Source organism: Micromonospora sp. Mcm103, assembly GCF_024519755.1.
GTDB classification, from domain to species: Bacteria; Actinomycetota; Actinomycetes; order Mycobacteriales; family Micromonosporaceae; genus Micromonospora; species Micromonospora aurantiaca.
Genome location: NZ_JALJRJ010000020.1, coordinates 40,050 through 62,078, shown reverse-complemented (window position 1 = coordinate 62,078; position 22,029 = coordinate 40,050). Strand labels below are relative to the sequence as shown.

Genomic DNA, 22,029 nt, shown 5'->3' with positions numbered 1-22,029 from the left:
ATGACCGGACGCCGCCAGCGCGATGAACTGCGAGCCGCGTTCCTGGCCAACCGGGAGCGTGTCAGAACCTGGCTCGACGCCTGGGAGATTCCCGAAGTGGTGTGGACCGACGAGTTCAACGAGATCCCTCTGCCCTGGATCGTGCGGGAGCGGGAAAGGGAGAGCTGGCTCAAGCGCCACGCACCCTTCCTGGACGCGTACGACTGGTTGTTCGTCGGACGGCCGCTGACCCCGGGGGTCCGCGAGGTGCGGGCACTGTGGCACTTCGGGCCGGCACACCGGTTCGCGGAACTCGATCTGACGATCACCAGCGTCTGCGACCCCGAGTACCTGGCGGAGAAGCTGACCCTGGCGGTTCACCACGCCGGCTTGAAGGGCTGGCGTGACGCGGACGCGCAGCCGCTCTATCAATGGCTCGTCGAGGGTGTGCACACGATGCCCCTCGGCAACGGCGTGCGGGGCAGCAACCGTTCGGGGTTCGTCCTGTTGCGTTTCACCCGCCTTCCGACCTCCGACGGCGACGTGATCGTGCGTCTGACCGCAGCGGAGACCGATCGCGCCCTGGACGGCTCACCTCTCGACGACGACGGGGTGTCGGTTCCTGGCGGCTAGACCAGCGGCACTGTGCGACACGGCCGCAGCACCTCCAGCTCACGCGGCGTCAGCCCCACGTCCGTCGGCGTGCCCTCGGCGGGACGGATCCGGCCGACCAGTTGCCGCGTCACCTCGGGCGCGAGCAGCGCGGCGCCGGAGGCGACGGTGCGGATGCCGGCCAGCAGGCGGGTCGCCGCAATCGCCCACCGCGGCCGTGTCCGGCTGCGCGTCGATGATGGTGGCGAATCCGGTACGGATCAGGGCCTGGTCGTCGCAGACGAGCACCCGGATCGGCGTGGTCACGACGCGCTCCCGGTGGGGATCCGCGCCCGGACGACGAAGCCGTCGCCGGCCGGCGGTTGGGGCGTGCCTTGAGCAGAACTGCTGGCCTCGGGACGGTCGCGGCGGGCAGGCTGCCGGCATGGCGACGGGCTTCGGCGGTGAGGTGGCGACCTACTACGCACGGCATCGGCGCGGCTATCCGCCCGAGGTGCTCGACGCCCTGGCGGCAGCCTTCCGTCTCGGCGCCGACGACACGGTGGTCGACCTCGGCTGCGGCACGGGCCAGCTGAGCATCCCGCTCGCCGACCGGGTGGGCGCGGTCATCGGCATGGACCCCGAGCCGGACATGCTGGCGATCGCCCGGCGTACCGCAGCGGACGGGGGGACCGCCAACGCCACGTGGGTGCTCGGCGGCGACAGTGATGTGCCCGCGTTGTCCCGGCTGCTCGGCGGGGGGAGTGTCGGTGCGCTGACCGTCGCCGTCGCCATTCACTTCATGGACCGCGACACCCTGTTCCAGGCGGCCCGGCCGTTGGTGCGCCCCGGAGGTGGCATCGCCGTCGTCACCAACGGCGAACCCCTGTGGATGCAGGACACCGAGTGGTCGCGCGCGCTGCGGCGATGCCTGGAACGGATGCTCGGCCACCCCGTCGCGGGGAGATGCCAGACCGACGAGGACGGGCGTCGGCGCAACCGGGAGGCGCTCGTGCGTGCCGGTTATCGGTACGAGGAGACGTCGGTGCGGTACGACGCGCCGCTCACGGTCGACGACATGGTGGGCGGCATCTTCTCTGCCATGTCCGCCGAACATCTGCCGTCCTCGCGGCAGCACGCGGCGTTCACCGCCGACGTACGCGATGCCCTCGGCGGAAGGACCGAGGTGACCGAGCGGGTCACCGTCCGGTTGCAGTGCGGGATCCTCGGCTCATAGCCGATCACCCGACGGGGTTCAGCTACGTCACCAGGCGGTAGTTGGGAATGCCCTTGGTGCGTTCCTCGATCGGTGCGGCAGTGGACAGGGCGGTCACTCCGGCGGGAACCGGAGCGCGGGAGACATGGATGCCCTCCAGGCAGGTGTCGCACCAGAACGAGACGTAGCCGTACCCGGAGCCGGGCGGCGTGGTGAACACCATGCGCAGGGTCCGGTGACCGCAGTTCGGGCACTGGTGGTCGGACTCGGCCGGCAGGGTGCGGTAGACGACCTCGTACGCGTCCAGCCACTCGTCGAATGAAGCCATCCTGTACTCCTCGGGCCTGACCGGCGGCTTCCGACCATCGGTCTCGCGAGCACCGGATCACCCCTAGGAAGTCCTAGGTGGGATCTCGCTGAGCCTGTCCGCGGTGAGTGCGACGCTGCTGACCGTGCGACCGTTCTCGTCGGCGAACTCCACCTCGTAGGCGCTGTCGTGTCGGTGGTACACGTGGACGATGGTGCCGACCGCGCCGGCTGGCAGGTTCTCCTCGGGCAGGGCCTCCTTGATCTCGACCACGTCGTGCAGACCCAGGGCCACCGCTACTCCACCGGTAACCTGTAGGTCGCGGCGACGAGTTCTCGAAGGTGTGCCAGCACATCGGGTTTCTGGTCCGTCTCCGGCAGGTCCCGTTCGCCCTCTGCGACCAGAGCGGCACGCCAGTGGCTGACGACTTCGCGCTGGGCCTCCGGTGACAGGTCGTCCAGCCAGAACGAGCCGAGGTTGTTGTCGATGATCTCCTGAAGGTGCTCGGCGGCGTGTCTGTCCGACAGCCGGGACACGAGAAAATCCAGCGTCCAGTCGAACAGGCCCCCGGTCGCTGTCCAGTCGATCCCGGGCCGGAGGACGATGAGACCGGCCATTACTTCCCCACGATGAAGACGCGCGGGCCGAGCCCGCGATCGGCTATGAACTGTTCGACCATGGCTGTCTGCTGCGCCGAGAACCTGGAGACGTCGACCGGAACGAGTTCAGCCTTCTCCAGGTGCCTTTCGATCTGGTACTGAAGTTGTGGCCACTGCCGGTCGAAATACTGACCGGGGAAGTTGCCCACCGCATCATAGGTGCGTCCCGCGCCGTCCACCCAGTCCGCCGAGGAGTCCGGCGGCGCCCGCCGCAGCCGTACCCCGAGCTGCTGCTCGATCCTGACGGCCGTCTCGGCCTCGGCCGGCCGGAACCGGCCGGTCGCAGGATCCATGCCCAGACCACGAACCCGCTGTTCCTCATCCACTTTCGGGATACGGGAAGGGTCCGCATCCCCGCCGGGTTTCGACGGGCCGGGCGGCGACTCCGGTGAACGGTGTGTCAGTCGGCGCAGCGCCTCCTTCAGCTTCTCGATCAGGTCGCCGAGCCGGCGCATCTCCGGCATCAGCCGCCGCAGACTCGCCAGCAATCCCCGCAACAACCGCCCGATCCGCGCCGCCCACGACGCCACGGTCGTCGTCACCTGCTCCACCACCAGCGGCGTCGCCAGCCCGGCCGTGGCGACCAGTTCGGCCGCGTACACGATCAGGCGGGACACGCAGGCGGCGATGGCGTCGCGGACCAGCAGCCGCACGGCCGCGACCAGGCCGGCGGCGCCCTCGGTGATCGCGGCCATCGCCTCGGCGCCCTGCGCCAGCCCGGTGACGGCCTGCTGCTGCTCGGCCGCCCAGCGGCGGTAGCCGGTGGCGGCGGCGCCCGTCCACCCGGCGACCTCGGTGCGGACGGCGTGGGCCAGCTCGGCGGCGTCCTCGCGCAGCGACGCGGCGACGTTGCGCCAGGTCTGCGCGTGCGCGGTGATCTCGGCGGGGTCGCCGGCGAGCCAGTCGAGGGCCTCGCTGAGCGGCTTGACGTGCTCGATGAGCCAGGCGATGCCGTACTGGAGGAGGGCCCCGGCCGGGTCGGACACGAGGGCGAGCGCGTCGAGGCCGGCGCTGACGACGCCGAGGCTGCCGTCGATCCAGCTGCCGGTGCGTACGCCCTGGGCGATGAGTTCGATGTCCTCGCAGATCCACACGCCCGCCCAGGGACTCGGGCCGGAGTCCGCCGCAGCGGCGACCAGGGGGTTCGTGGTCACCGACGCTGCCGTACCCGGTCGAGCAGGTCCGCGGCGTGCGCGTCGGAGGCGCGGTAGCGCTCGGCGCTCGACCGCAGCTTCCCGGCGGTGTCCCGGACCGAGGTGGCGGCGGTGCCGATGCCGTCGGTGAGCGTCCGCTGGAGACCGTCGAGCAGGACCGGCATGATCGCGCAGAGCTGCCCGTACGCGTCGGCGCTCAGCCGGACGTGCTGTCCGGCCTGCCGCGCGGTGTCGATGCTCTCGGCGCAGCGGCCGAGGTGGGCGGCGTGCGCGGTCAGGTCGTCCGGGTCGACCTGGAGGCCGTCACCGGGCGGCATCCGGCGCGTCCGGGTCGGGGCCGAGCCGTCGCTGGTGGGACTCGACGATCGCTCGCGCGGCCGGGTCGTCCGCGCCGAGCGTCTCGGTGGTGGCCTCGGTGAGCTGTCGCAGCAGGTCGGCGCGGGCGTCCCGGGTGACCGCCAGGATCTGCCGGGCGGTGTGTGCGGCGGAGTGCTGCCGGACGCGTTCGTCGAGTCGCAGGCCGGTGAGCAGCCCGGACGCGTCGACGGTGACCTCGACCAGCCCGTCGGCGCTGCGGGCGGTGCCGATCAGCGCCTGTGTGCGGGCGGACAGGTCACGGGCGCGTGCCGCCCGGTCGGTCAGCGACGACTCCCACTCGTCGAGCCGTCGTGCCGCCGCGTCCATCGCGGCCTCGTCCGCCCACATGACGACCCTCCCCAGAGGACAACGGTGCCCGACACGGTAGCAACCGGTAGCGCTTCGTGTGGGCCCCGTGACGGCACGGTGATGAGCGTGCTCCCCTGTGGAGGGACATCCGGGCGTGCCGGGCGTTGCTAGGGTCTGGTTGACCGTGACGGGGAGGCAACGGGATGACACAGGACGCCGCGGCCGACGACTACGCGCTGCGCGTCTCCGGCTACCGCGAGGAGCTGGCGGCCCTGCGCGCCGGCGCGCATCCCGCTGGCAGCGGGACCGCCGACGGCCACACCGCCGGCGGGGTGACCGCCGAGGCGCACGGCCGGGCCGCCGACGGCCAGGTCGAGGTGACGGCGGAGGACGGGAGGCTGCGCTCCGTCGAGCTGGCCGCGCCGTTGATGCGGTTGTCCGAGGACGAGCTGGGCCGCCTGGTCGAGCAGGCGGTGAACGACGCGCTGACCGCGTCCCGGCGCAGCCTGGCGAGCAGCGAACCGGTGGCCGACCTGTCCGCGCTGACCGGAAGCCTCGGGGCCGTCCTCGCCGAGAGCGAGGCGGCGATGCGCCGGCTCCACGGCGCGATCGCCGACGCCGTCGCCACGGCCGGTCCGGCGACCGGGCTCGGCGGGGACGTCCCGGCGAACGGCCCGGCGGATCTCCTGCACCAGGTCATGGACGTGCTGGGCGCCGCGACCGGCGGCACGCCGCCCGAGGACGGCGGGGACGAGCGGTGGAGCGGGTCCGATGACGCCGGGACCGTGCGCGCGGAGGTCGACGGCTCGGCCCGGCTGACCCGGCTGGAGGTCACCCGCCCGCCCCGCCGGCTGTCCTCGGCGGAGCTCGGCGAGTCGGTGGTGGTCGCGGTCAACCGCGCGCTGGAGCAGATCCCCCCGGCGGCGGCGCCGCAGGGGCTCGGCTCGGCCGCGCTCGACGCGCGGCTGCGCGACCTTCAGGAAGCGAGCGTCCGCCAGATGTCCGCGCTCACCGGAGCGCTGACCGGCGTGATGCAGACCATCCGGGACCCGGGACGATGACCGACGGAGAGGAGCGCTGATGGCCCGCGAGATCGAGATCGATCCCGAATCGATCATCGGGGCGGGTGACGACATCGTCGCCTCCGCGCAGCGTCTGCGCGCCGCGCTGTCCGCGTTCGACGCCGAGCTGGCGGCCTTCGGCACCCCGTGGGGCAACGACGACCTCGGCTCGCTCATCGGGATGGTGTACGAGACGATCCGCGACCTGGCGCTGGAGAGCTACGACGCGAACCTCGTCGAGATCGAGGACATCGGCAAGCTGAGCCGGGTGATGGGCCTCAACTACCAGGAGACCGAACGCATGATCACCGAGAGTCTCGGCCGCTTCCGTGAGGTGCTCGGCTGACATGGGAATGACCCTGCCCGGAGAACTGGTGTCACTGCTCGGCATGCTCGGCTACACCTGGCCCGAGGCCGACGAGACGAAGCTGCTGGAGATGGGCCAGGCGTGGCTCGCCTTCCCGGACCGGCTCCGGACGCCGGTGGCCGACGCCGACCGATCGGCGCAGCAGATGTGGACCCAGAATCGCGACGACGCCATCGAACGTTTCCAGACGAGCTGGCAGGCCGCCGACTCGGCGAAGACCAACCTGGACGACGGGGCCTCCGCGGCGGCGCTCATCGGAACCGGGCTCATGGTGTGCGCCGGGATCGTCCTCGCCTTGAAGATCAACGTGATCGTGCAGCTGACGCTCCTGGCGATTCAGATCGCGCAGGCGGTCGCCACGGCGGTGGTCACCTTCGGCGCCTCCCTGCTGGAGATCCCGATCTTCAAGCTCATCACCGGTGTCCTCATCGACCAGTTGCTCAACCTGGCCACCGAAGCGGTGCTCGGTGGGTAAGCGGGGAAAGGCCGGTCTCTTCACGCCGGTGGAGAAGTGGCTCCGGGCCCGGATGCGGCACCGCCGCTACGCGCACATCTTCCGCGGTCACGTGAACACCAACGCCAATCCGCCCCGGGGCACCGGCTTCCACCACCGGTTCATGGGGGAGAACCCGCCGGGTGCCCGGGTCCGCGTCGACGCGGACGGCCGCGAGATGATCCTCGAACGGCACGCCGACGGCACGTACCGCGCCCGCGTCGACGTGCAGGACGACGGCGGGGTCTGGCGCCAGAAGCGCGGTTCGAGCACCTTCTTCCCGGACAACTGGACGCCGCAGCGGGTCGACGAGACGATCGAGGGCGCGTTCCGGTCCGGCGGCCCGCACCCGGACGACCCCAACAAATGGCAGGGGAGGGCGAACGGGCTGCTCGTCGAGGGCTTCTACAATCCCGGTGGCACGACGTGGTACTCGGCTTGGCCGGTGGGGGGACGCTAGCTGTGGGTGACATCCAGTTCGGGCGCAATCAGAACGGCGCGCCCACCATGACCAGCGGTGACGCGCGTTTCCGCCCGTTCGCCTCCCAGCTCGTCAGCGACATCCAGACGTACGCCCCGGACTGCCTTGAGCTGCTGCAGTGCATCGACGACGTGATGTCCGGGCGCTCGGACTACGAGGAGTACGAGGGCAACTCCGCAGTGGTGCGCTGCACGCCGACCGGCGTCAGCGTGGACAGCCTCGGCCCGGTGCCGTCGGGAGCGTCGTACACGGTCGACGAGGCCCGCACGGTGATCCTCGCCTACTTCGACTTCCTCGCCCCCTCGCCGGAGGAGAAGAAGCGCCACCTCGCCACTTGGGAGCGGGAGCACGGCGGCCCGTTCCCCGGGCGGCACCTGCTGCGTCTGCCCGGCTGACGCCGCTCAGCGGGCCAGCCGGGCGATCGCCGCCACGGACCGGTCCACGTCGGCCTCAGTGGTGGTCGCGTTCGACACCGAGATCCGCATCAGCCGCCGCCCCCGCCACGTCGTCCCACCGGCCCAGGACGTCCCGTCGGCCTGCACCGCGGCCACCACCCGGTCGGTGCGCGCGTCGTCGCCGAACCCGACCAGCACCTGGTTGAGCGCCACGTCGTTCACCACCTCGAACCCGGCCGCGCTCAGCCCGTCGGCGAACCGCCGGGCCAGCGCGCAACACCGCTCGACCAGCGCGGCGACGCCGTCGCGGCCCAGCTCCCGCAGGCCCGCCCAGACCGCGAAACCACGGGCGCGGCGCGAGGACTCCGCGGTCAGCTCCGCGCCTACGGGCACACCGCCGGAACCCACGAGGTACGCGGCCGCGAGCGACATGGCCGCCGCGTGCGCGTCGGGCCGGGCGCAGAACGCGAACGCGGTGTCGTACGGCAGGTTCAGCCACTTGTGGCCGTCGCAGGCCCACGAGTCGGCCGCCTCCAGCCCGTCCACCAGGTGCCGGGTCGACGGGCTGACGGCCGCCCACAGCCCGAACGCGCCGTCCACGTGCGCCCAGCCGCCGTACCGGTGGACCAGGTCGCAGGCGCGGCGCAGGTCGTCGCACGCGCCGGTGTTCACGTTGCCCGCCTGCAGGCAGACGATGGTCGGTCCGGGACCGGCGTCGCGCAGCGCCGCCGCCAGCGCGTGCGGGTCGATGGCGCCCTGCGGGCCGGTGGGCACCGGGCGCAGCGCGTCGGTGCCGAGGCCGAGCAGCCGCAGCGACCTGTCGACGGTGGCGTGCCGTTCGGCGCCGGCGAACACGCGCACCGCCGGTGCGCCGGACAGGCCGCGCCGTTCCACGTCCCAGCCGGAGTCGGCGAGCACCTGGTGGCGGGCGGCGGCGAGCCCGGCGGTGTTCGCGGCCTGCCCGCCGGTGACGAACCCGACGGACGCGGTCGCCGGGATGCCGAGCAGTTCCTTGAGCCAGGTACCGGCGGCCGCCTCGGCGGCCACCGCGGCGGGGGAGGTGACGGCGTTGAACGCGTTCTGGTCCCACCCGGCGGCCAGCATGTCCGCGGCGGTGGCGGCGGGCAAGGCGCCGCCGATGACGAAGCCGAAGTAGCGCGGCCCGGCGGTGGCAACGAGTCCCGGTTCGGCGGCGGCCACCAACTCCGCGAGGACCTGCTCGGGCGGGGTGGGCGCATCAGGCAGCGGGCCGGCGAACGCCTCGTTCAGCGCGGCCTGGTCCACGGGTACGCCGACCGGCCGGTCCGGCAGGGACAGCCGGTAGTCGGCCGCGTGGTCGGCGGCGCGCCGGAACAGGTGCCTCAGCTCGTCCATCGCCGCACCCTAGCCGAGGGCGCGGGCCATCCGAGCCGCCCTCATGAACGGTCCCGACCGCCGGTCACCGCGAGTGCGGCGTCGAGGCGGTCCAGGTGCAGGGCCACGGGCCCGACGGTGAGCAGGCCACTGCCCGCCCCGGCCAGCTCACCCGCCGCCGGGGCGAGCGCGGCCCGGGCCCGCAGCATCGCGTCCCGGTCGTCCAGCGCCACGGCGGCCCGGCCGGTCAGGCACCACAGCGCCTCCATGAGCAGGTCACGCGGCGGCGCCGGGGTGCGGCGCAACGCCGTGGCGGCCTCGCCGCGCCGCCCGTCGGCGAGCAGGAGCAGCGGGCGGGCCCACGGCGCGTACGGCCCCCAGTCGGTGTCGGCGGGGAAGACGGCCGGCAGGTCGTGCCACACCCGCAGGCAGAGCAGCGCCAGCGACGCCAGCCCGCGTTCCACGCCGGGCATCCCGCAGCCGGCCAGCCGGGTCGCCCACGACCGGTACGCGGCCTCCGCCTCCGGGTACGCGGCGCCGGTGGCGGCGGTCCGCATGGCCCGGTAGCCGCCGGTGAACACGCCGACGAGCGGGCTCTCGTGCCGGGCGGCGAGCCGGTCCGCCGCCTCGGCGTGCGCGTCGGCGCTGGTGAAGTCGGCGAGAGCGCTCCGCGCCTGCACCCGGATCAGGTGCCCGAGGATCTCCACTGTGGCCAGGCCGTGCCGGGCGGCGAGCGCTACCAGTTCCACCCCGATCGCGTCCCGCTCGGCGGCCAGCCCGGTCCGGTGGAACGTCTGCATGTACACGCCGTTGAGGGCCTGGGCCAGCAGTGCCGGGTCGGCCACCCGCCGGGCGATCGCCTCCGCGTCCCGCGCCGCCTCGGCAGGTCGCGGCGACGCCGTACCGCGGGACTCGATCGCGACGGTGGCCAGCAGCCGGGCCCGGGTCGCCTCCGGCGCGTCCGGGCCCAGCCCGGCCAGGGCCCGCTCCGCCGCCGCCACGACCCGGGCCGCCTGCGCCGGGTCGTCCGAGCGGGTCCAGATCGCGGGTACGTCGTATCCGCCGATCACCCGCGCGGTGAACTCCGGGTCGCCCAGTTGCTCGGCCGCCGTGATGGCCGCCTCGCGCTGGTCCCGGGCGGCTTCCAGCCCGCCCGGCCCGGTCACCGCGAGGCTGCGCAGCAGCCCGACGGTGGACTCCAGCCGGGCCCGCGCGCCGGGCACCACGCTGCGCTCGTACGCCGCTGCGGTCTCCGCCCAGACCCGCGCCGGACCGGTCGGCTCGGGTTCGGCCTGGCGCAGCAGGTCGGTCTCCAGCCGCCGCAGCCGCGGTCCGGGGTCCAGGCCGAGCTGGTCGCGCAGCAGTTCCCGGGCGCGGCGCAGCACGGCGAGCGCGTCGGCCTGCCGTCCGGCCCGGTAGAGCGCCGACGCCAGCAGCGCCCACCCGTCCTCCCGCCACGGGTACGCGGCGACGTGCGCGTCGAGATCGGGTACGGCGTCGGCGGCCCGGTCCAGCGCCAGCAGCGCCTCGGCCCGCCGCTCCACGGCGGTGAGCCGGATCTGGTCGAGCCGGGACCGTTCGGCCTGCGCCCACGGCTGGTCGAAGTCGGCGTACGCGGGCCCGCGCCACCAGCCCAGCGCCTCGTCGAGCCGGTCCAGCGACGCACGGGGCAGCGCGTCGGCGACAGCGGTCACGGTGTCCTCGAACCGCCAGGCGTCGACGGTGTCCGGGGCGGCGCGCAGCGCGTACCCCGGTCCGTCGGTGACCAGCAGCCGGGCCGGCTCGCGTGGCGGACGGTGCGGTTCCAGGCGGCGGCGCAGCGCCGAGACGAACGTGCGGACCGCGCCCACCGCACCGGCCGGCGGGTCGTCCCACAGGTCGTCGACGATCTGCCCGACCGGCACGGTCCGGCCCCGGGCGGCGACCAGCCGCGCCAGCACGGCCCGGTGCCGGGGCCCCTTGAGGTCGACCGGCACACCCGCGTCGTCCCAGGCCGTGACCGGACCCAGCACACCGAAACCGACAGGCACCGACCCCTCCTCGCCAGGGGTCACCGTATCGCGCTCATCGGTTGCTCATCGGGTGCCGCCACGCTGGTCAGGTACGACGAGACGAAAGAGGGATCATGATGAGCACCGCCATCGCGGGATTCGACTACCAGCGCGTTCCGGGCGCCGAGGGTGTGACGCTGAACGTGGCGGTGGGCGGCTCCGGCAGCCCGGTCGTGCTGCTGCACGGTTTCCCGCAGACCCACCTGATGTGGCGGCACGTCGCCGCCGACCTGGCCGGCGAGCACACGGTGATCTGCCCGGACCTGCGCGGCTACGGCGCCAGCGACAAACCGGCCGCTGATACCGAGGACACGTACAGCAAGCGGACGATGGCCGCCGACGTGGTGGCTCTGGCCCGCGCGCTCGGGCACGAGCGGTTCGCGCTGGCCGGGCGCGACCGGGGTGCCCTGGTCGCGGTCCGGGCCGGCCTGGACCACCCGGACGCGGTCACCCATCTGGCGTCGCTTGATGTGCTGCCCACCCTCGACATGTGGGACGTGCTGCACGGCGTGAACGCCTCGGTGGCGTTCCACCTGTACCTGATGGCCCAGCCGCCCGGCCTGCCCGAGACGATGATCGCGGGCAGCGCCGACGCGTTCTTCGGGCACTTCCTCGACGCCTGGGCCGGTGACCCGGCGGCCATGCCGGCGGAGGTGCGCGCCGAGTACCTGCGGGCCTCCCGGGAGGCGGTCGACTCGATCGTCGCCGACTACCGGGCGTCGGCCGGGATCGACGTGACGCACGACCGGGCGGACCGGGACGCCGGGCGGCGGCTGGCCATGCCTACCACCGTCATCCAGCAGGACTGGGGCGCCGCGCTCGGCTACGACGCGGCGGCGGTGTGGCGGGCGTGGGCCCCGGACCTGGAGCACCGCACCACCACTGCCGGGCACTTCATGGCCGAGGAAGCGCCGGGCGAGATCGCCGAGGCGCTGCGGGCGCTGCTCAAGCGGTAGGTACGGCGGTCCGGGCGCGCGTGGCGCCCGGACCGTCCGCCCCGTCCGCTCAGCCGGCCCGTCTCCGGACGTGCCACAGGCCGAGCGCCGCCAGCAGACCGGCCGCGCCGAGGTGGAGCGCCAGCTCGATCCACTGGAACGCCCAGAACCGGCGGTTCGGCTGGTACGCCAGGTCCACGTGCAGGTCGAGCGCGCCGAGACAGACCGCGGTGTCGCCGAACGTGCCGGTGGCGCCGGTACGCGGCGGGTCATGGAAACAGGTGCCGAACGCGGCGTCGGAGAGCTGCCGCCCGTCGGCGGTCCGCAGCGGGCTGATGTCGGTGACCCACGCACCCGGCACGTCCAGCCCGCCGACCACAGGCGAGCCGGTGATGCTGCCCAGGTTGCGGGCCCGGTTGACCGTGTCGGCGGTCATCGGCACGGTGACCCGCTCCGGCGGCAGGTAGTGCGGGCGCAGCAGGTTCGGCACCGCGAACTGCACCACGACCACGGCCAGGAACACCACTGCCATCGCCGGCAGGGTGCGGCGGAGCAGCAGCCCGGCGACCACGCCGAGGACGAGGCCGAACACGGCGTACCCGACCGGCGCGATGCCGCGCGCGCCGAACAGCACGGTGCTGAACCGGTCACCCGCAACCCGGTCGACGGGCGAGGCCGCCCAGGTCAGCAGCGCGCCGAGCACACCGGCGACGAGCGCGGCGGCGGCCGACAGCACGGTGAGCTTGATCGCCAACCAGCGGCGGCGTGGCACGCTCTGGTTCCACACCAGCCGGTGCGTGCCCTGCTCCAGTTCCCGGGCCACCAGCGGCGCGCCCCAGAACGCGCCGATCAGCGCGGGCAGCAGCGCGAACCCGCCGGCCAGGAACAGCATCGTCTGCGCGTACCGGCCGGGCAGCCGGGCCGGGTCGGGCTCGGCGCGGATGTCCGCGCCGAGGCGCAGCAGGTAGGCGCCGGCCAGCACCAGCAGGACGGCGCCGACGAGCGCCGGGAGGCGGAACTGCCGCAGCGTCATCCGGATCATCGGGTCACCGCCGGGCGGGCGGCGGCCCGGGACAGGTACGCCAGGACCAGTTCCTCCAGCGTGACCGGCGCGCCGTCGCGTACCGCCGGGCCCCGGACCACGACGCGGCCGGGCTCGGCCCAGACCACCTCGGCCCCGGCGGACGCGGCGGCGGTCCGGTGGTGTGTGGCGAGCAGGTCCGGGACCGGACCGGCCACCTGCACCCGGGCGGCACAGAGCACGACCAGGTGGTCGCAGACCTGCGCCACGTCGCCGAGCAGGTGCGAGGAGAGCACCGCGCCCGCGCCGAGTTCCCGCACGAAACCGGCCAGCCCGTGCATGAACTCGCGCCGCGCCAGCGGGTCCAGTGCGGCGGCCGGCTCGTCGAGGATCAGCAGCTCGGGACGCTTCGCGGCAGCCAGTGCGAGGGCCAGTTGCGCGCGCTGGCCGCCGGAGAGCCGGCCCGCCTTCTGCGCCGGATCCAGGCCGACCTCGTCGACGCGCCGCCGGGCCAGCGCCGCGTCCCAGGACGGGTTCAGCCAGGCGCCCATCCGCAGGTGCTCGGCGACGGTCAGGGAGGCGTAGACCGGCGTGTCCTGGGCGACGAAGCCGACCCGGGCCAGGTGCGCGGCGTCGGCGGCCGGCGGTGAGCCGAGCACCGTCAGCGAACCCGAGGTGGGCGCGATCAGCCCGCAGGCCAGTTGCAGCAGCGTGGACTTGCCGGCGCCGTTGGGGCCGACCAGGCCGACCACGTGCCCGCGCGGAACGCTCAGGTCGCAGTCGGCAAGCGCGGTGCGGCGGCCGTACCGTTTGGTCAGCCGCTCGGCGTGCAGGGCGAGTGGTGGATGCATGCGACTCATCCTGGGCACGCCCGGACCGGCGGGCATCGGTCCGGAGCAGGGTCCGGCACTCGGACGGCCCCTACTTTCGGCCGGTTCGCGGCGGCCCGCGATCTCCTAACGTGCTGGGCATGGCTGGTGAACGGATCACCCGGGTGGCGGCGACGGCAGGGCTCGCCGTGGTGCTGCTCGCCGCGATCGGCGTCCAGGCGGTGGCGATCGCCGCGAGCTGGGGACTGCCGTACTGGCTCCCCGGCGGCACGGCCGCCGTCGTGGTCGGCGCGCTCGCTCTGGTACGCGACAGGCAGCGCGTCGTCACCGCCACCGCCGGACTCGTCGTCGCCGGGTCGGCCGTCGTCGCGGCCCGGCTGTTCGACCTGCCCACCGAGCCGGGGCCGGCGCTGGCGCTCGCGTCGGCCGTCCTGGTCGGATCGGCGGTACGCGCGCTGCCGCCGCTGCCCGCCGGCCTGATCGGCGCCGGTGGTCTCGTGGTGGCGGCCGGGGCGTGGCTGGCCGCCCGGCCGGGGGCGGGCGGGTCGGGGGTGGTCGCGTTCAACGGGCTGTGCTGGCTCGGCGGGGTCGCCGCCGGGCTCACGCTGCGGCTGCTCGACGAGCGGGCGAAGGTCACAGCCGAGCGGGTACGCCGCGACGAGCGGCTGGAACTGGCCCGGGAGCTGCACGACGTGGTGGCCCACCACGTCACCGGCATGGTGGTGCAGGCGCAGGCCGCCCACCTGGTCGGGCGGCGGGACCCGCAGCGCGCCACGGAGTCGCTGGCCGGCATCGAGGCGGCAGGCGGCGAGGCGATGCGGGCCATGCGCCGCCTGGTCGGGCTGCTGCGGGACACCGCTGACGCGCCGCCGGCCTCGGCCGGTACCGAGCAGATCGAGGAACTCGTCGAGCGGTTCCGCCGGCAGGGCCCGCCGGTGCGGCTGCGGCTGCCGGCGGAGACGGCCTGGCCGCCGGAGGTCACCAGCACCGTGCACCGGATCGTCCGGGAGGCGCTGACGAACGTGGCCCGCCACGCGCCGCACACCGGCCAGGTCACCGTCGACGTGGCGCAGGAGCCGGACGCGGTGGTGGTCGAGGTGACCGACGACGCGTCCGGCGCGCCCGCCGAGTCCCGGGGCGGATACGGCCTGATCGGCCTGCGCGAGCGCGTCGAGGCCCTCGGCGGCACGCTGACCGCCGGTCCCCGCCCGGATGGCGCCGGGTGGTCGGTGCGGGCGGTAGTGCCGAACGGGAGGGCGTGATGACGATCCGGGTGTTGCTCGCCGACGACCAGGCGATGGTTCGCGGCGGGCTGCGGCTGATCCTGGAGGACCAGCCCGACATCACAGTGGTGGCCGAGGCGTCCGACGGTGTCGACGCGGTCGCCCAGGCCCGCCGCCTGCGACCCGATGTCTGCCTGGTGGACATCCGGATGCCGCGCCTCGACGGGCTCCAGGTGACGCGGGCGCTCGCCGGGCCCGAGGTGGCCGACCCGCTGCGGGTCGTCGTGGTCACCACGTTCGACCTGGACGAGTACGTCTACGGCGCGCTGCGCGGGGGAGCGGCCGGGTTCCTGCTCAAGGACGCCGGTCCGGCGCTGCTGGTGGAGGCCGTGCGGGCGGCGTACCAGGGTGACGCGCTCGTGTCCCCGTCGGTGACGGTCCGGCTGCTGCGGCACCTGACGCCGCCCGCGCCACCCCGGGACGAGCGCCGCCCGGCGTTGTCCGAGCGGGAGATCGAGGTGGTACGCGAGATCGCCCGGGGCCGGACCAACCTGGAGATCGGCGCGGAGCTGTTCATCTCGCTGAGCACCGTGAAGAGCCACGTCTCGACGGTGCAGACGAAGCTCGGCCTGCGGAACCGTACCGAGATCGCGGTCTGGGCGTGGGAGCACCGGCTGGTCGACTGAATCATTGGCGGACGCCATACCGTACGTTGTACGTTAGTGCCCTCGTCGACGGAGGGGGAACAGACGTGGAACACGCGATCCTCGCGGAGGGCCTGCGTAAGCGATACGGGGACACGGCCGCGCTCGATGGATTCGACCTGCGGGTGCCACCGGGCACCGTGTGCGGGCTGCTCGGCCCGAACGGCGCCGGCAAGACCACAGCCGTCCGCATCCTCGCGACGCTGCTGCGCTTCGACGCCGGGCGAGCAGAGGTCGCCGGCTACGACGTGGCCGGGCAGGCCGACCGGGTGCGCCACCGCATCGGCCTGGTCGGGCAGCACCCGGCGGTGGACGAGGCGCTCAGCGGGCGGGAGAACCTGGTCATCTTCGGCCGTCTGTTCCACCTGGACCGGGCCGGGGCGCGACGGCGGGCCGGCGAACTGCTCGACCGGTTCGGGCTCGCCGACGCCGCCGACCGGCCGGTACGCACGTACTCCGGTGGCATGCGCCGCCGCCTCGACCTGGCCGCCGGGATGATCCTCGCGCCGTCGGTGCTGTTCCTCGACGAGCCGACCACGGCGCTGGACCCGCGCGGGCGCAACGAGGTGTGGGAGGCGGTACGGGATCTGGTGCGCGCCGGCACCACGGTGCTGCTCACCACGCAGTACCTGGACGAGGCCGACCAGCTCGCCGACCGCGTCTGCGTGCTCGACGCCGGGCGGGTGATCGCCGAGGGCACCCCCGACGCGCTCAAGTCCCGCCTCGGCGGCGACCGGATCGAGCTGGTCGTCCGCGACGCCGCCGACCTGGCCACCGCCGCCGGACGGCTGCGCGCCGTCGCCCGCGCCGAACCGGCAGTCGACAGGGACCGCCGGGCGGTCAGCGCCCAGGTCGGCGACCGGGCCGGCGCGCTGACCGAGGTGCTGCGCACGCTCGACGCCGACGGCGTGGACGTGGCCGACGTGGCGCTGCGGCGACCCACACTGGACGAGGTGTTCCTCCAGCTCACCGGCGGGCCGTCCGCCGACCGGACCGGCGTGGAGGTGACCGCGTGACCGCGACGGTGACCCCGGCCCGGCGCGCGTCGCTGGCCGGTGACGGCCTGACGCTGACCGGTCGTGCGCTGGCGCACTGGCGGCGTGAGCCCGGCCCGCTGGTCGGCTCGCTGGGCTTCGACATCCTGATGGTGCTGATGTTCGCGTACCTGTTCGGCGGCGCGCTCCAGGTACCAGGCGGTGGCAGCTACCGCGAGTTCCTGATGCCCGGCATGTTCGCCATGACGATGGTCTTCGGCATCAGCATGACCACCATGGCGGTCTCGGCGGACCTGGAGCGCGGCGTCACCGACCGGCTGCGATCGATGCCGGTGTCCCGGCTGGCCCCGCTGCTCGGCCGCGCTGTGGCCGACCTGATGTTCGCGGTGGTGACGCTCGCCGTCATGCTGCTCGTCGGCCTGGCGATCGGGTGGCGGGCGCGCGGCGACGTCGGTGACACGCTCGCCGCGCTCGGGCTGATCCTGCTGCTGCGGTTCGCGCTGGTCTGGGTTGGCGTCTTCCTCGGCCTGACGGTGAAGGGGCAGAGCGCGGTGACGGCCGTGCAGACGCTGGAGTTCCCGCTGGGCTTCCTGTCCAGCGCGTTCGTGGCGCCGTCCACCATGCCCGCGTGGCTGGGCGCGGTCGCCGAGTGGAATCCGCTGTCCGCGACCGTCGGGGCCACCCGCGAGCTGTTCGGCAACCCCGGGTGGGGCGGCGACTCGTGGGTGGCCGCGCATCACCCGCTGCTGGCGGTGCTCTGGCCGCTGGTGCTGGTCGCGGTGTTCCTGCCGCTGTCGCTGCGCCGGTACCGGGCGCTGAGCCGCTGAGCCGGACCCCGGGGGCGGGTGCGTGCGCCGCCCCCGGGGGCACGGTCACGGCCCGGTGAGCACGACCAGTTCGCCGGTGGCCCGGGTCATTGCGACGTACCGGTCCACCGCACCGGCGACCCCGTCGCCGAACGCATCCGGGTCGACCAGTACGACCAGGTCGAACTCCAGCCCCTTGGCCAGCACCGGGCTCAGCGACCGGACCCGCTCCGAGGCCGGGAACGCCGGATCGCCGATGACGCACGCGACGCCCTCGCGGTGTGCGGCGAGCCAGCCGTCCACCACCGCGCGCAGCTCGGCGCGGGCGCCGTATCGCACCGGAGCGCCGTCGCGGATGGACGTGGGCACGTTGGCATCCGGCAGCACGGCCCGGATCACCGGTTCGGCCGCCGCCATCACCTGGGCCGGAGTGCGGTAGTTGACTGACAGCGTCGCCACCTCGACGCGGTCGAACCCGGCCCGCGCCAGCCGCTGCGGCCACGACTCGGTGAACCCGTGCCGCGCCTGCGCCCGGTCACCGACCACAGTGAAGCTGCGCGACGGGCAGCGCGCCAGCAGCATCTGCCACTGCGCATCGGTCAGCTCCTGCGCCTCGTCCACCACGACGTGCGCGAACGGCCCGGCCAGCAGGTCCGGATCGACCGCGCTCAACACGCTGGAGTCGACCAGGCTGGTGCGCATGTCCTCGCCGTACAGCATGGTCATCAGACCCTCGCCGTCGTCGTAGGCGTGCGACGCGATCAGCGCGTCGACCACCGTGTCCATCTCGGCACGCTGCGCGGCCAGCACCCCCTCGTCGCGGCGCCGCCGCAGCGACGCCTCCGGGTCGCCGACCCGCCGCCGGGCCGCGTCCAGCCACGGCAGGTCCGCCACCGTCCAGGCTCGAGGGTCGGCCCGCCGCAGCGTACGGATCTCCTCGACGCTCAGCCACGGGGCGCACCGGCGCAGGTAGGCCGGCACCGACCACAGGTCGGCCACCACGTCGAGCGGGTCGAGCAGCGGCCACGCCCGGCCGAACGCGGTGACCAGTTCGCGGTCGCGCCCCAGCGCCCGGCGGACCGCCTCCTCCGGCTCGTCGCCGCGGTACTTCTCCAGCAGGATCGTGAGCAGTTCCTCCCACACCTCGTCGCGGGCCTCGTTGTGCGGGACACCCGGCCCGGCCGCCTCGAACGCCGTCGCCCAGTCGTCGGCGGTCAGCCGCAGCTCGGCGTCCCCGACCCCGACAGTCATTCCGGCCGTGGGCGGCTCCTCGTAGAAGCGGACCGCGGCGTCGACAGCGCGCACCAGTTCCCCGGACGCCTTCAGCCGCGCCACCTCCGGGTCGGTCTCCGGCGCCGCCGCCGCGCCCTCCGGCACCAGGTCGGCGAGCGTGCAGATCTGCACGTCCTCCTCACCCAGGCTGGGCAGCACGTCGGAGACGTAGTTCAGGTACGGCTGGTGCGGCCCGACCACCAGCACCCCGCCCCGGCGCTCGCCCAGCCGCGGGTCGGCGTGCAGCAGGTACGCGGTGCGGTGCAGCGCCACCACCGTCTTGCCGGTGCCGGGACCGCCGTCCACCACCAGCGCGCCCCGGGAACCGGCCCGGATGATCGCGTCCTGGTCGGCCTGGATGGTGCCGAGCACGTCGCGCATCCGCGCCGACCGGGTCGCGCCCAGGCTGGCGATGAACGCCGACTGGTCGTCCAGCGCGGCGTGCCCGGCCAGCCCGTCGGCGGTGAACACCTCGTCCCAGTAGTCGGTGATCCGGCCCGCGGTCCACCGGTACCGGCGGCGGCTGACCAGGCCCATCGGGTCGGCGTGCGTCGCGCCGAAGAACGGCTCGGCGGCGGGGGAGCGCCAGTCCAGCAGCAACCGGCCACCCGCGCCGTCGGTCAGGCCGAGCCGGCCCACGTACACCGGTTCGCCGCCGTCCGCGCCGACCATCCGGCCCAGGCACAGGTCCAGGCCGTAACGGCGCAGCGTACGCAGGCGCGCGCTCAGCCGCCGGACCTCCTGGTCCCGGTCGACCGCCTGCCGGCCCCGGCCGCCCGCGGCCCGGCGCGTCGCGTCGAGCCGGTCGGTCAGGTCGGCGATCGAGCGGCGCAGGCTGTCCGCGATGGCGGCGAAGTGCCGCTCGTCGGCGGCGATCAGCTCGGGGTCGGCCTTCGCCGACAGTCGCTCGGGTAGATCGAAAACGCTCGTGGCAGGCAGATTCAACTCGTCTCCGATCACGGGCACGGCCGAGCCTCCGCTCTTCGCGGCTTTTCGAATGGCACGGCAATGGGTTACGGCCGGCAATTGTGCGCCCCGACCCCGGTCTTGCGGCAAGACCGGGGGTGCGCTATATGTTGGTAGTGGCGGGAGAACCCGCCATTCTTTTTGCGCGAACAATTCTCGGGCTGCCCTTTTCCGGCGTCCCGCCGCCGTCCGGTGACCGGCCCGGCCGGTAGGATGACGGCACCATGTCGAAGGAGCGCCGGCGCAAGGCCGATCCCGCCCGCAGCCTGGCCCTTCTCTGGCGCACCCGGGAACCGGCCAGCCGTGGCGCCGGTCCCGGTCTCAGCGTCGACCGGATCGTGCGCACCGCGATCGAGATCGCCGACGCCGAGGGCATCGACGCGCTCACCATGCGCCGGGTCAGCGAGGCGCTCGGCGTGGGCACCATGTCCGTCTACACGTACGTGCCGGGTAAGGCGGAACTGCTCGACGTCATGGTGGACGCCGTCCTCGGTGACCTGCCGCGCCCGGCCGACGTGCCGGGTGGCTGGCGGGGCCGGCTGGAACGCATCGCGCGGGACAACCTCGCTCTCTACCGGGCCCACCCGTGGCTGCTGCGCGCCGAGACGACCCGGCCGGTGCTCGGCCCGAACGTGCTCGCCAAGTACGACTACGAGCTGCACGCCGTGGCGGACATCGGGCTCGACGACGTGGAGATGGACGCGGTGCTCACGCTCGTGCTGGGGCACGCCAAGAACGCGGCCCGGGTCGCGCTGGACGTGGCCGAGCTGGAACGTGAGACCGGGATGACCGACGACCAGTGGTGGCGGACGCACGGGCCCTGGCTGGAGAAGTTCATGACCGCCGGCAGCTTCCCGCTCGCCGCGCGGGTCGGCACCGCCGCGGGCATGGCGCACGGCGCGGCGTACGGGCCGGACCACGCCTTCGAGTTCGGCCTCCAGCGGGTGCTCGACGGCATCTCGGTGGTGGTGGCCGAGCGTGCCGGTGGCGAGCCGACGCCCGGAAAGACCTTGTAATCCTACTAGTTAAGTAGGAAACTCTCGTTGGGGTCGACGATCCCCCGTCACCCCTCGCCTCCGGCTGCCCTCCGTCGCCCGCGCGTACCCGTAGGAGCCCGCATGAGCAACGCGCCCACGCCACCCGAACCGCCCACCGCTGGCCACTCCCGGCTCGCCCTCAACGAGGACTGGGCAGCCACCGTCCTCGGCCTCGCGCTGCTGCTCCTGGTGCTGGCCGGCGCCATCCCCGCCGGGCTGGTGCCGTGATGGCCGGCGCCCCGGAATCCGCCACCCACAGCACCGCCGCCGGGTCGTCCGCGGCCTCCACCGCGGACGCCCCGGCCGCCGCGACCTCAGTGGACCGACCGACACCGTCGGACGCCACGCCCTCGGCCGATCTGCGTTCCGGCGCGTTCTGGGTGTGGACCGTCCTGGGCCTGCTGGTGGTGTTCGGTCTCGCCGCGCTCACCCGCTACCTCGAACAGAACGTGCCGGTCTGGGCCGAGGGCAGCGCGGTCGAGGACGTGGCCGCCGCGATCGAGTACCCGGTCTACGCGATCCTGCTCGGCCTGCTCGGCAACCTCGTCGTCACCGTGACCGGCCTGCGGGACCGGATCTCCGCCGCGTTCCGTACCGAGTTCTTCATCAAGACCGGCCTGGTGCTGCTCGGCGCCTCGATCAACCTGGCAGTCATCGCGAGCGCCGCCGGTCCCGCCATCGCCCAGGCGCTGCTGCTGATCAGCGGCGTGTTCCTGTTCACCTGGTGGCTGGCCGGGCGGTTCGGCCTGGACGAGAAGCTGCGGGCGCTGCTCGCCTCGGCGGTGTCGATCTGCGGGGTGAGCGCCGCGATCGCCGCCGCCGGCGCGGTCCGGGCACGCCGGGAACAGCTCGCGTACACGGCCAGCCTGGTCATCGCGTTCGCGCTGCCGTCGATCTTCCTGCTGCCGTGGCTGGCCGACGTGCTCGGCCTCTCCGACGCGGTCGCCGGCGCCTGGATCGGCGGCAACATCGACACCACCGCCGCCGTGACCGCCGCCGGCGCGCTCGCCGGTGAGGACGCGCTCCAGATCGCCAGCATCGTCAAGGTCACCCAGAACGCGCTGATGGGCGTGGTCGCGGTGGCGCTCACCGCGTACTTCGCGCTGCGGGTGGAGCGGCGGCCGGACGCCCCACGCCCCGGGCTCGGCGAGCTGTGGCGCCGGTTCCCGAAGTTCGTCCTCGGGTTCGTCGCCGCCTCGGTGATCGCCACCTGGTACCTCGACGCCGCGGGCGCGGACGGCAAGGCCACGATGGCGGTCGTCACCGACCTGCGCGTCTGGTTCCTCATCCTGGCCTTCGTCAGCATCGGCCTGGAGGTCCGCGTGTCGTCGCTGCGCGAGGCCGGCTGGCGGCCGGCGACCGTGTTCGCCGCCGCCACCGTGTTCAACCTGGTGCTGGCCCTCGGGCTGGCGTCGGTGCTGTTCCACGGTTTCACGGTCTGACCGCCGTCCCGCCCCCGTACACCTT

At 73.8% G+C, this 22,029-nt stretch carries 26 protein-coding genes and 1 pseudogene; 15 read left to right on the top strand and 12 right to left on the bottom strand.

Features of this window, described 5'->3' with window-relative positions; translation table 11 throughout:
- Positions 1-612 (top strand): hypothetical protein, encoded by a 612-nt coding sequence (locus OC439_RS23165; protein ID WP_262015268.1) that lies wholly within the window; start codon positions 1-3, stop codon positions 610-612.
- Between the two features lie 23 nt (positions 613-635).
- Here the strand turns inward: OC439_RS23165 and OC439_RS23160 are convergent.
- Positions 636-897 (bottom strand): annotated as a pseudogene (locus tag OC439_RS23160) (DNA-binding response regulator); the annotation flags it as partial.
- A 118-nt stretch (positions 898-1,015) separates the two neighbouring features.
- Here OC439_RS23160 and OC439_RS23155 point away from each other — a divergent pair.
- Positions 1,016-1,807: a class I SAM-dependent methyltransferase gene (locus OC439_RS23155; protein ID WP_262015267.1), complete on the top strand. Its 792-nt coding sequence runs from the start codon at positions 1,016-1,018 to the stop codon at positions 1,805-1,807.
- A gap of 22 nt (positions 1,808-1,829) precedes the next feature.
- Here OC439_RS23155 and OC439_RS23150 read toward each other — a convergent pair whose 3' ends face one another.
- The 6 genes from OC439_RS23150 to OC439_RS23125 form a co-directional block, all read right to left on the bottom strand.
- Positions 1,830-2,114: a hypothetical protein gene (locus OC439_RS23150; protein ID WP_262015266.1), complete on the bottom strand. Its 285-nt coding sequence runs from the start codon at positions 2,112-2,114 to the stop codon at positions 1,830-1,832.
- Between the two features lie 63 nt (positions 2,115-2,177).
- Positions 2,178-2,387: a DUF4926 domain-containing protein gene (locus OC439_RS23145; protein ID WP_262015265.1), complete on the bottom strand. Its 210-nt coding sequence runs from the start codon at positions 2,385-2,387 to the stop codon at positions 2,178-2,180.
- A gap of 2 nt (positions 2,388-2,389) precedes the next feature.
- Positions 2,390-2,710, bottom strand: a complete 321-nt coding sequence (locus OC439_RS23140; protein WP_262015264.1) for a hypothetical protein — start codon at positions 2,708-2,710, stop codon at positions 2,390-2,392.
- Complete coding sequence (locus OC439_RS23135) at positions 2,710-3,906, bottom strand: WXG100 family type VII secretion target (protein ID WP_262015263.1); 1,197 nt, start codon at positions 3,904-3,906, stop codon at positions 2,710-2,712. Before OC439_RS23135 ends, OC439_RS23140 begins: the two co-directional genes overlap by 1 nt.
- On the bottom strand, positions 3,903-4,223 hold the full coding sequence (locus OC439_RS23130; protein WP_262015262.1) for an ESX-1 secretion-associated protein: 321 nt from the start codon (positions 4,221-4,223) through the stop codon (positions 3,903-3,905). Before OC439_RS23130 ends, OC439_RS23135 begins: the two co-directional genes overlap by 4 nt.
- Positions 4,210-4,611 carry a YbaB/EbfC family nucleoid-associated protein gene (locus OC439_RS23125; protein ID WP_262015261.1) on the bottom strand — a complete coding sequence of 134 codons (402 nt, stop codon included), beginning with the start codon at positions 4,609-4,611 and terminating at the stop codon, positions 4,210-4,212. Before OC439_RS23125 ends, OC439_RS23130 begins: the two co-directional genes overlap by 14 nt.
- Before the next feature lie 164 nt (positions 4,612-4,775).
- Here OC439_RS23125 and OC439_RS23120 point away from each other — a divergent pair, with 164 nt between their 5' ends.
- From OC439_RS23120 to OC439_RS23100, 5 genes are read left to right on the top strand one after another with little or no spacing between them, the layout of a single operon-like run.
- Complete coding sequence (locus tag OC439_RS23120; protein WP_262015260.1) at positions 4,776-5,633, top strand: hypothetical protein; 858 nt, start codon at positions 4,776-4,778, stop codon at positions 5,631-5,633.
- Positions 5,634-5,652: 19 nt separating this feature from the next.
- Positions 5,653-5,979, top strand: coding sequence for a hypothetical protein (locus tag OC439_RS23115; RefSeq protein ID WP_120569993.1), 327 nt, complete (start codon positions 5,653-5,655; stop codon positions 5,977-5,979).
- Between the two features lies 1 nt (position 5,980).
- Positions 5,981-6,475: a hypothetical protein gene (locus tag OC439_RS23110; protein ID WP_262015259.1), complete on the top strand. Its 495-nt coding sequence runs from the start codon at positions 5,981-5,983 to the stop codon at positions 6,473-6,475.
- Positions 6,468-6,953, top strand: coding sequence for an EndoU domain-containing protein (locus OC439_RS23105; RefSeq protein WP_030502361.1), 486 nt, complete (start codon positions 6,468-6,470; stop codon positions 6,951-6,953). Before OC439_RS23110 ends, OC439_RS23105 begins: the two co-directional genes overlap by 8 nt.
- 2 nt (positions 6,954-6,955) lie before the next feature.
- Entirely contained in the window at positions 6,956-7,369 is a 414-nt protein-coding gene (locus OC439_RS23100) for a hypothetical protein (protein WP_128136620.1), read from the top strand.
- Positions 7,370-7,375: 6 nt separating this feature from the next.
- Here OC439_RS23100 and OC439_RS23095 read toward each other — a convergent pair whose 3' ends face one another.
- Together OC439_RS23095 and OC439_RS23090 are read right to left on the bottom strand one after the other, a co-directional pair.
- Positions 7,376-8,743, bottom strand: coding sequence for a pyridoxal phosphate-dependent decarboxylase family protein (locus tag OC439_RS23095; RefSeq protein ID WP_262015258.1), 1,368 nt, complete (start codon positions 8,741-8,743; stop codon positions 7,376-7,378).
- Between the two features lie 41 nt (positions 8,744-8,784).
- On the bottom strand, positions 8,785-10,752 hold the full coding sequence (locus tag OC439_RS23090) for a BTAD domain-containing putative transcriptional regulator (RefSeq protein WP_262015257.1): 1,968 nt from the start codon (positions 10,750-10,752) through the stop codon (positions 8,785-8,787).
- A gap of 95 nt (positions 10,753-10,847) precedes the next feature.
- Here OC439_RS23090 and OC439_RS23085 point away from each other — a divergent pair, with 95 nt between their 5' ends.
- Positions 10,848-11,729: an alpha/beta fold hydrolase gene (locus OC439_RS23085; RefSeq protein ID WP_262015256.1), complete on the top strand. Its 882-nt coding sequence runs from the start codon at positions 10,848-10,850 to the stop codon at positions 11,727-11,729.
- Positions 11,730-11,778: 49 nt separating this feature from the next.
- On the opposite strand, the gene OC439_RS23080 is transcribed toward OC439_RS23085, so the two are convergent.
- Both OC439_RS23080 and OC439_RS23075 read right to left on the bottom strand, forming a co-directional pair.
- A complete protein-coding gene (locus OC439_RS23080; RefSeq protein ID WP_262015255.1) occupies positions 11,779-12,750 on the bottom strand; it encodes an ABC transporter permease subunit in 972 nt (323 codons plus the stop codon).
- Positions 12,747-13,580: an ABC transporter ATP-binding protein gene (locus OC439_RS23075; RefSeq protein ID WP_262015254.1), complete on the bottom strand. Its 834-nt coding sequence runs from the start codon at positions 13,578-13,580 to the stop codon at positions 12,747-12,749. Before OC439_RS23075 ends, OC439_RS23080 begins: the two co-directional genes overlap by 4 nt.
- Before the next feature lie 119 nt (positions 13,581-13,699).
- Between OC439_RS23075 and OC439_RS23070 the strand changes: the two genes are divergently transcribed.
- The 4 genes from OC439_RS23070 to OC439_RS23055 all read left to right on the top strand — a co-directional run bounded on the left by OC439_RS23070 (position 13,700) and on the right by OC439_RS23055 (position 17,308).
- Positions 13,700-14,821, top strand: coding sequence for a sensor histidine kinase (locus tag OC439_RS23070; protein WP_262015253.1), 1,122 nt, complete (start codon positions 13,700-13,702; stop codon positions 14,819-14,821).
- On the top strand, positions 14,821-15,468 hold the full coding sequence (locus OC439_RS23065; RefSeq protein ID WP_262015252.1) for a response regulator: 648 nt from the start codon (positions 14,821-14,823) through the stop codon (positions 15,466-15,468). Before OC439_RS23070 ends, OC439_RS23065 begins: the two co-directional genes overlap by 1 nt.
- 65 nt (positions 15,469-15,533) lie before the next feature.
- Positions 15,534-16,502 carry an ATP-binding cassette domain-containing protein gene (locus tag OC439_RS23060; protein ID WP_262015251.1) on the top strand — a complete coding sequence of 323 codons (969 nt, stop codon included), beginning with the start codon at positions 15,534-15,536 and terminating at the stop codon, positions 16,500-16,502.
- The gene (locus tag OC439_RS23055; protein WP_262015250.1) at positions 16,499-17,308 is read left to right on the top strand and encodes an ABC transporter permease; all 810 of its coding nucleotides are present in this window, start codon (positions 16,499-16,501) and stop codon (positions 17,306-17,308) included. The genes OC439_RS23060 and OC439_RS23055 overlap by 4 nt, the downstream gene beginning before the upstream one ends.
- Before the next feature lie 45 nt (positions 17,309-17,353).
- Here OC439_RS23055 and helR read toward each other — a convergent pair whose 3' ends face one another.
- On the bottom strand, positions 17,354-19,525 hold the full coding sequence (gene helR / locus OC439_RS23050; RefSeq protein ID WP_262015249.1) for an RNA polymerase recycling motor ATPase HelR: 2,172 nt from the start codon (positions 19,523-19,525) through the stop codon (positions 17,354-17,356).
- 224 nt (positions 19,526-19,749) lie between these two features.
- Here helR and OC439_RS23045 point away from each other — a divergent pair, with 224 nt between their 5' ends.
- The 3 genes from OC439_RS23045 to OC439_RS23035 all read left to right on the top strand — a co-directional run bounded on the left by OC439_RS23045 (position 19,750) and on the right by OC439_RS23035 (position 22,004).
- On the top strand, positions 19,750-20,541 hold the full coding sequence (locus OC439_RS23045) for a TetR/AcrR family transcriptional regulator (protein WP_262015248.1): 792 nt from the start codon (positions 19,750-19,752) through the stop codon (positions 20,539-20,541).
- A 102-nt stretch (positions 20,542-20,643) separates the two neighbouring features.
- A complete protein-coding gene (locus OC439_RS23040) occupies positions 20,644-20,790 on the top strand; it encodes a hypothetical protein (protein WP_262015247.1) in 147 nt (48 codons plus the stop codon).
- Positions 20,790-22,004, top strand: a complete 1,215-nt coding sequence (locus OC439_RS23035; RefSeq protein WP_262015246.1) for a YeiH family protein — start codon at positions 20,790-20,792, stop codon at positions 22,002-22,004. Before OC439_RS23040 ends, OC439_RS23035 begins: the two co-directional genes overlap by 1 nt.
- The last annotated feature ends 25 nt before the right edge of the window (positions 22,005-22,029 follow it).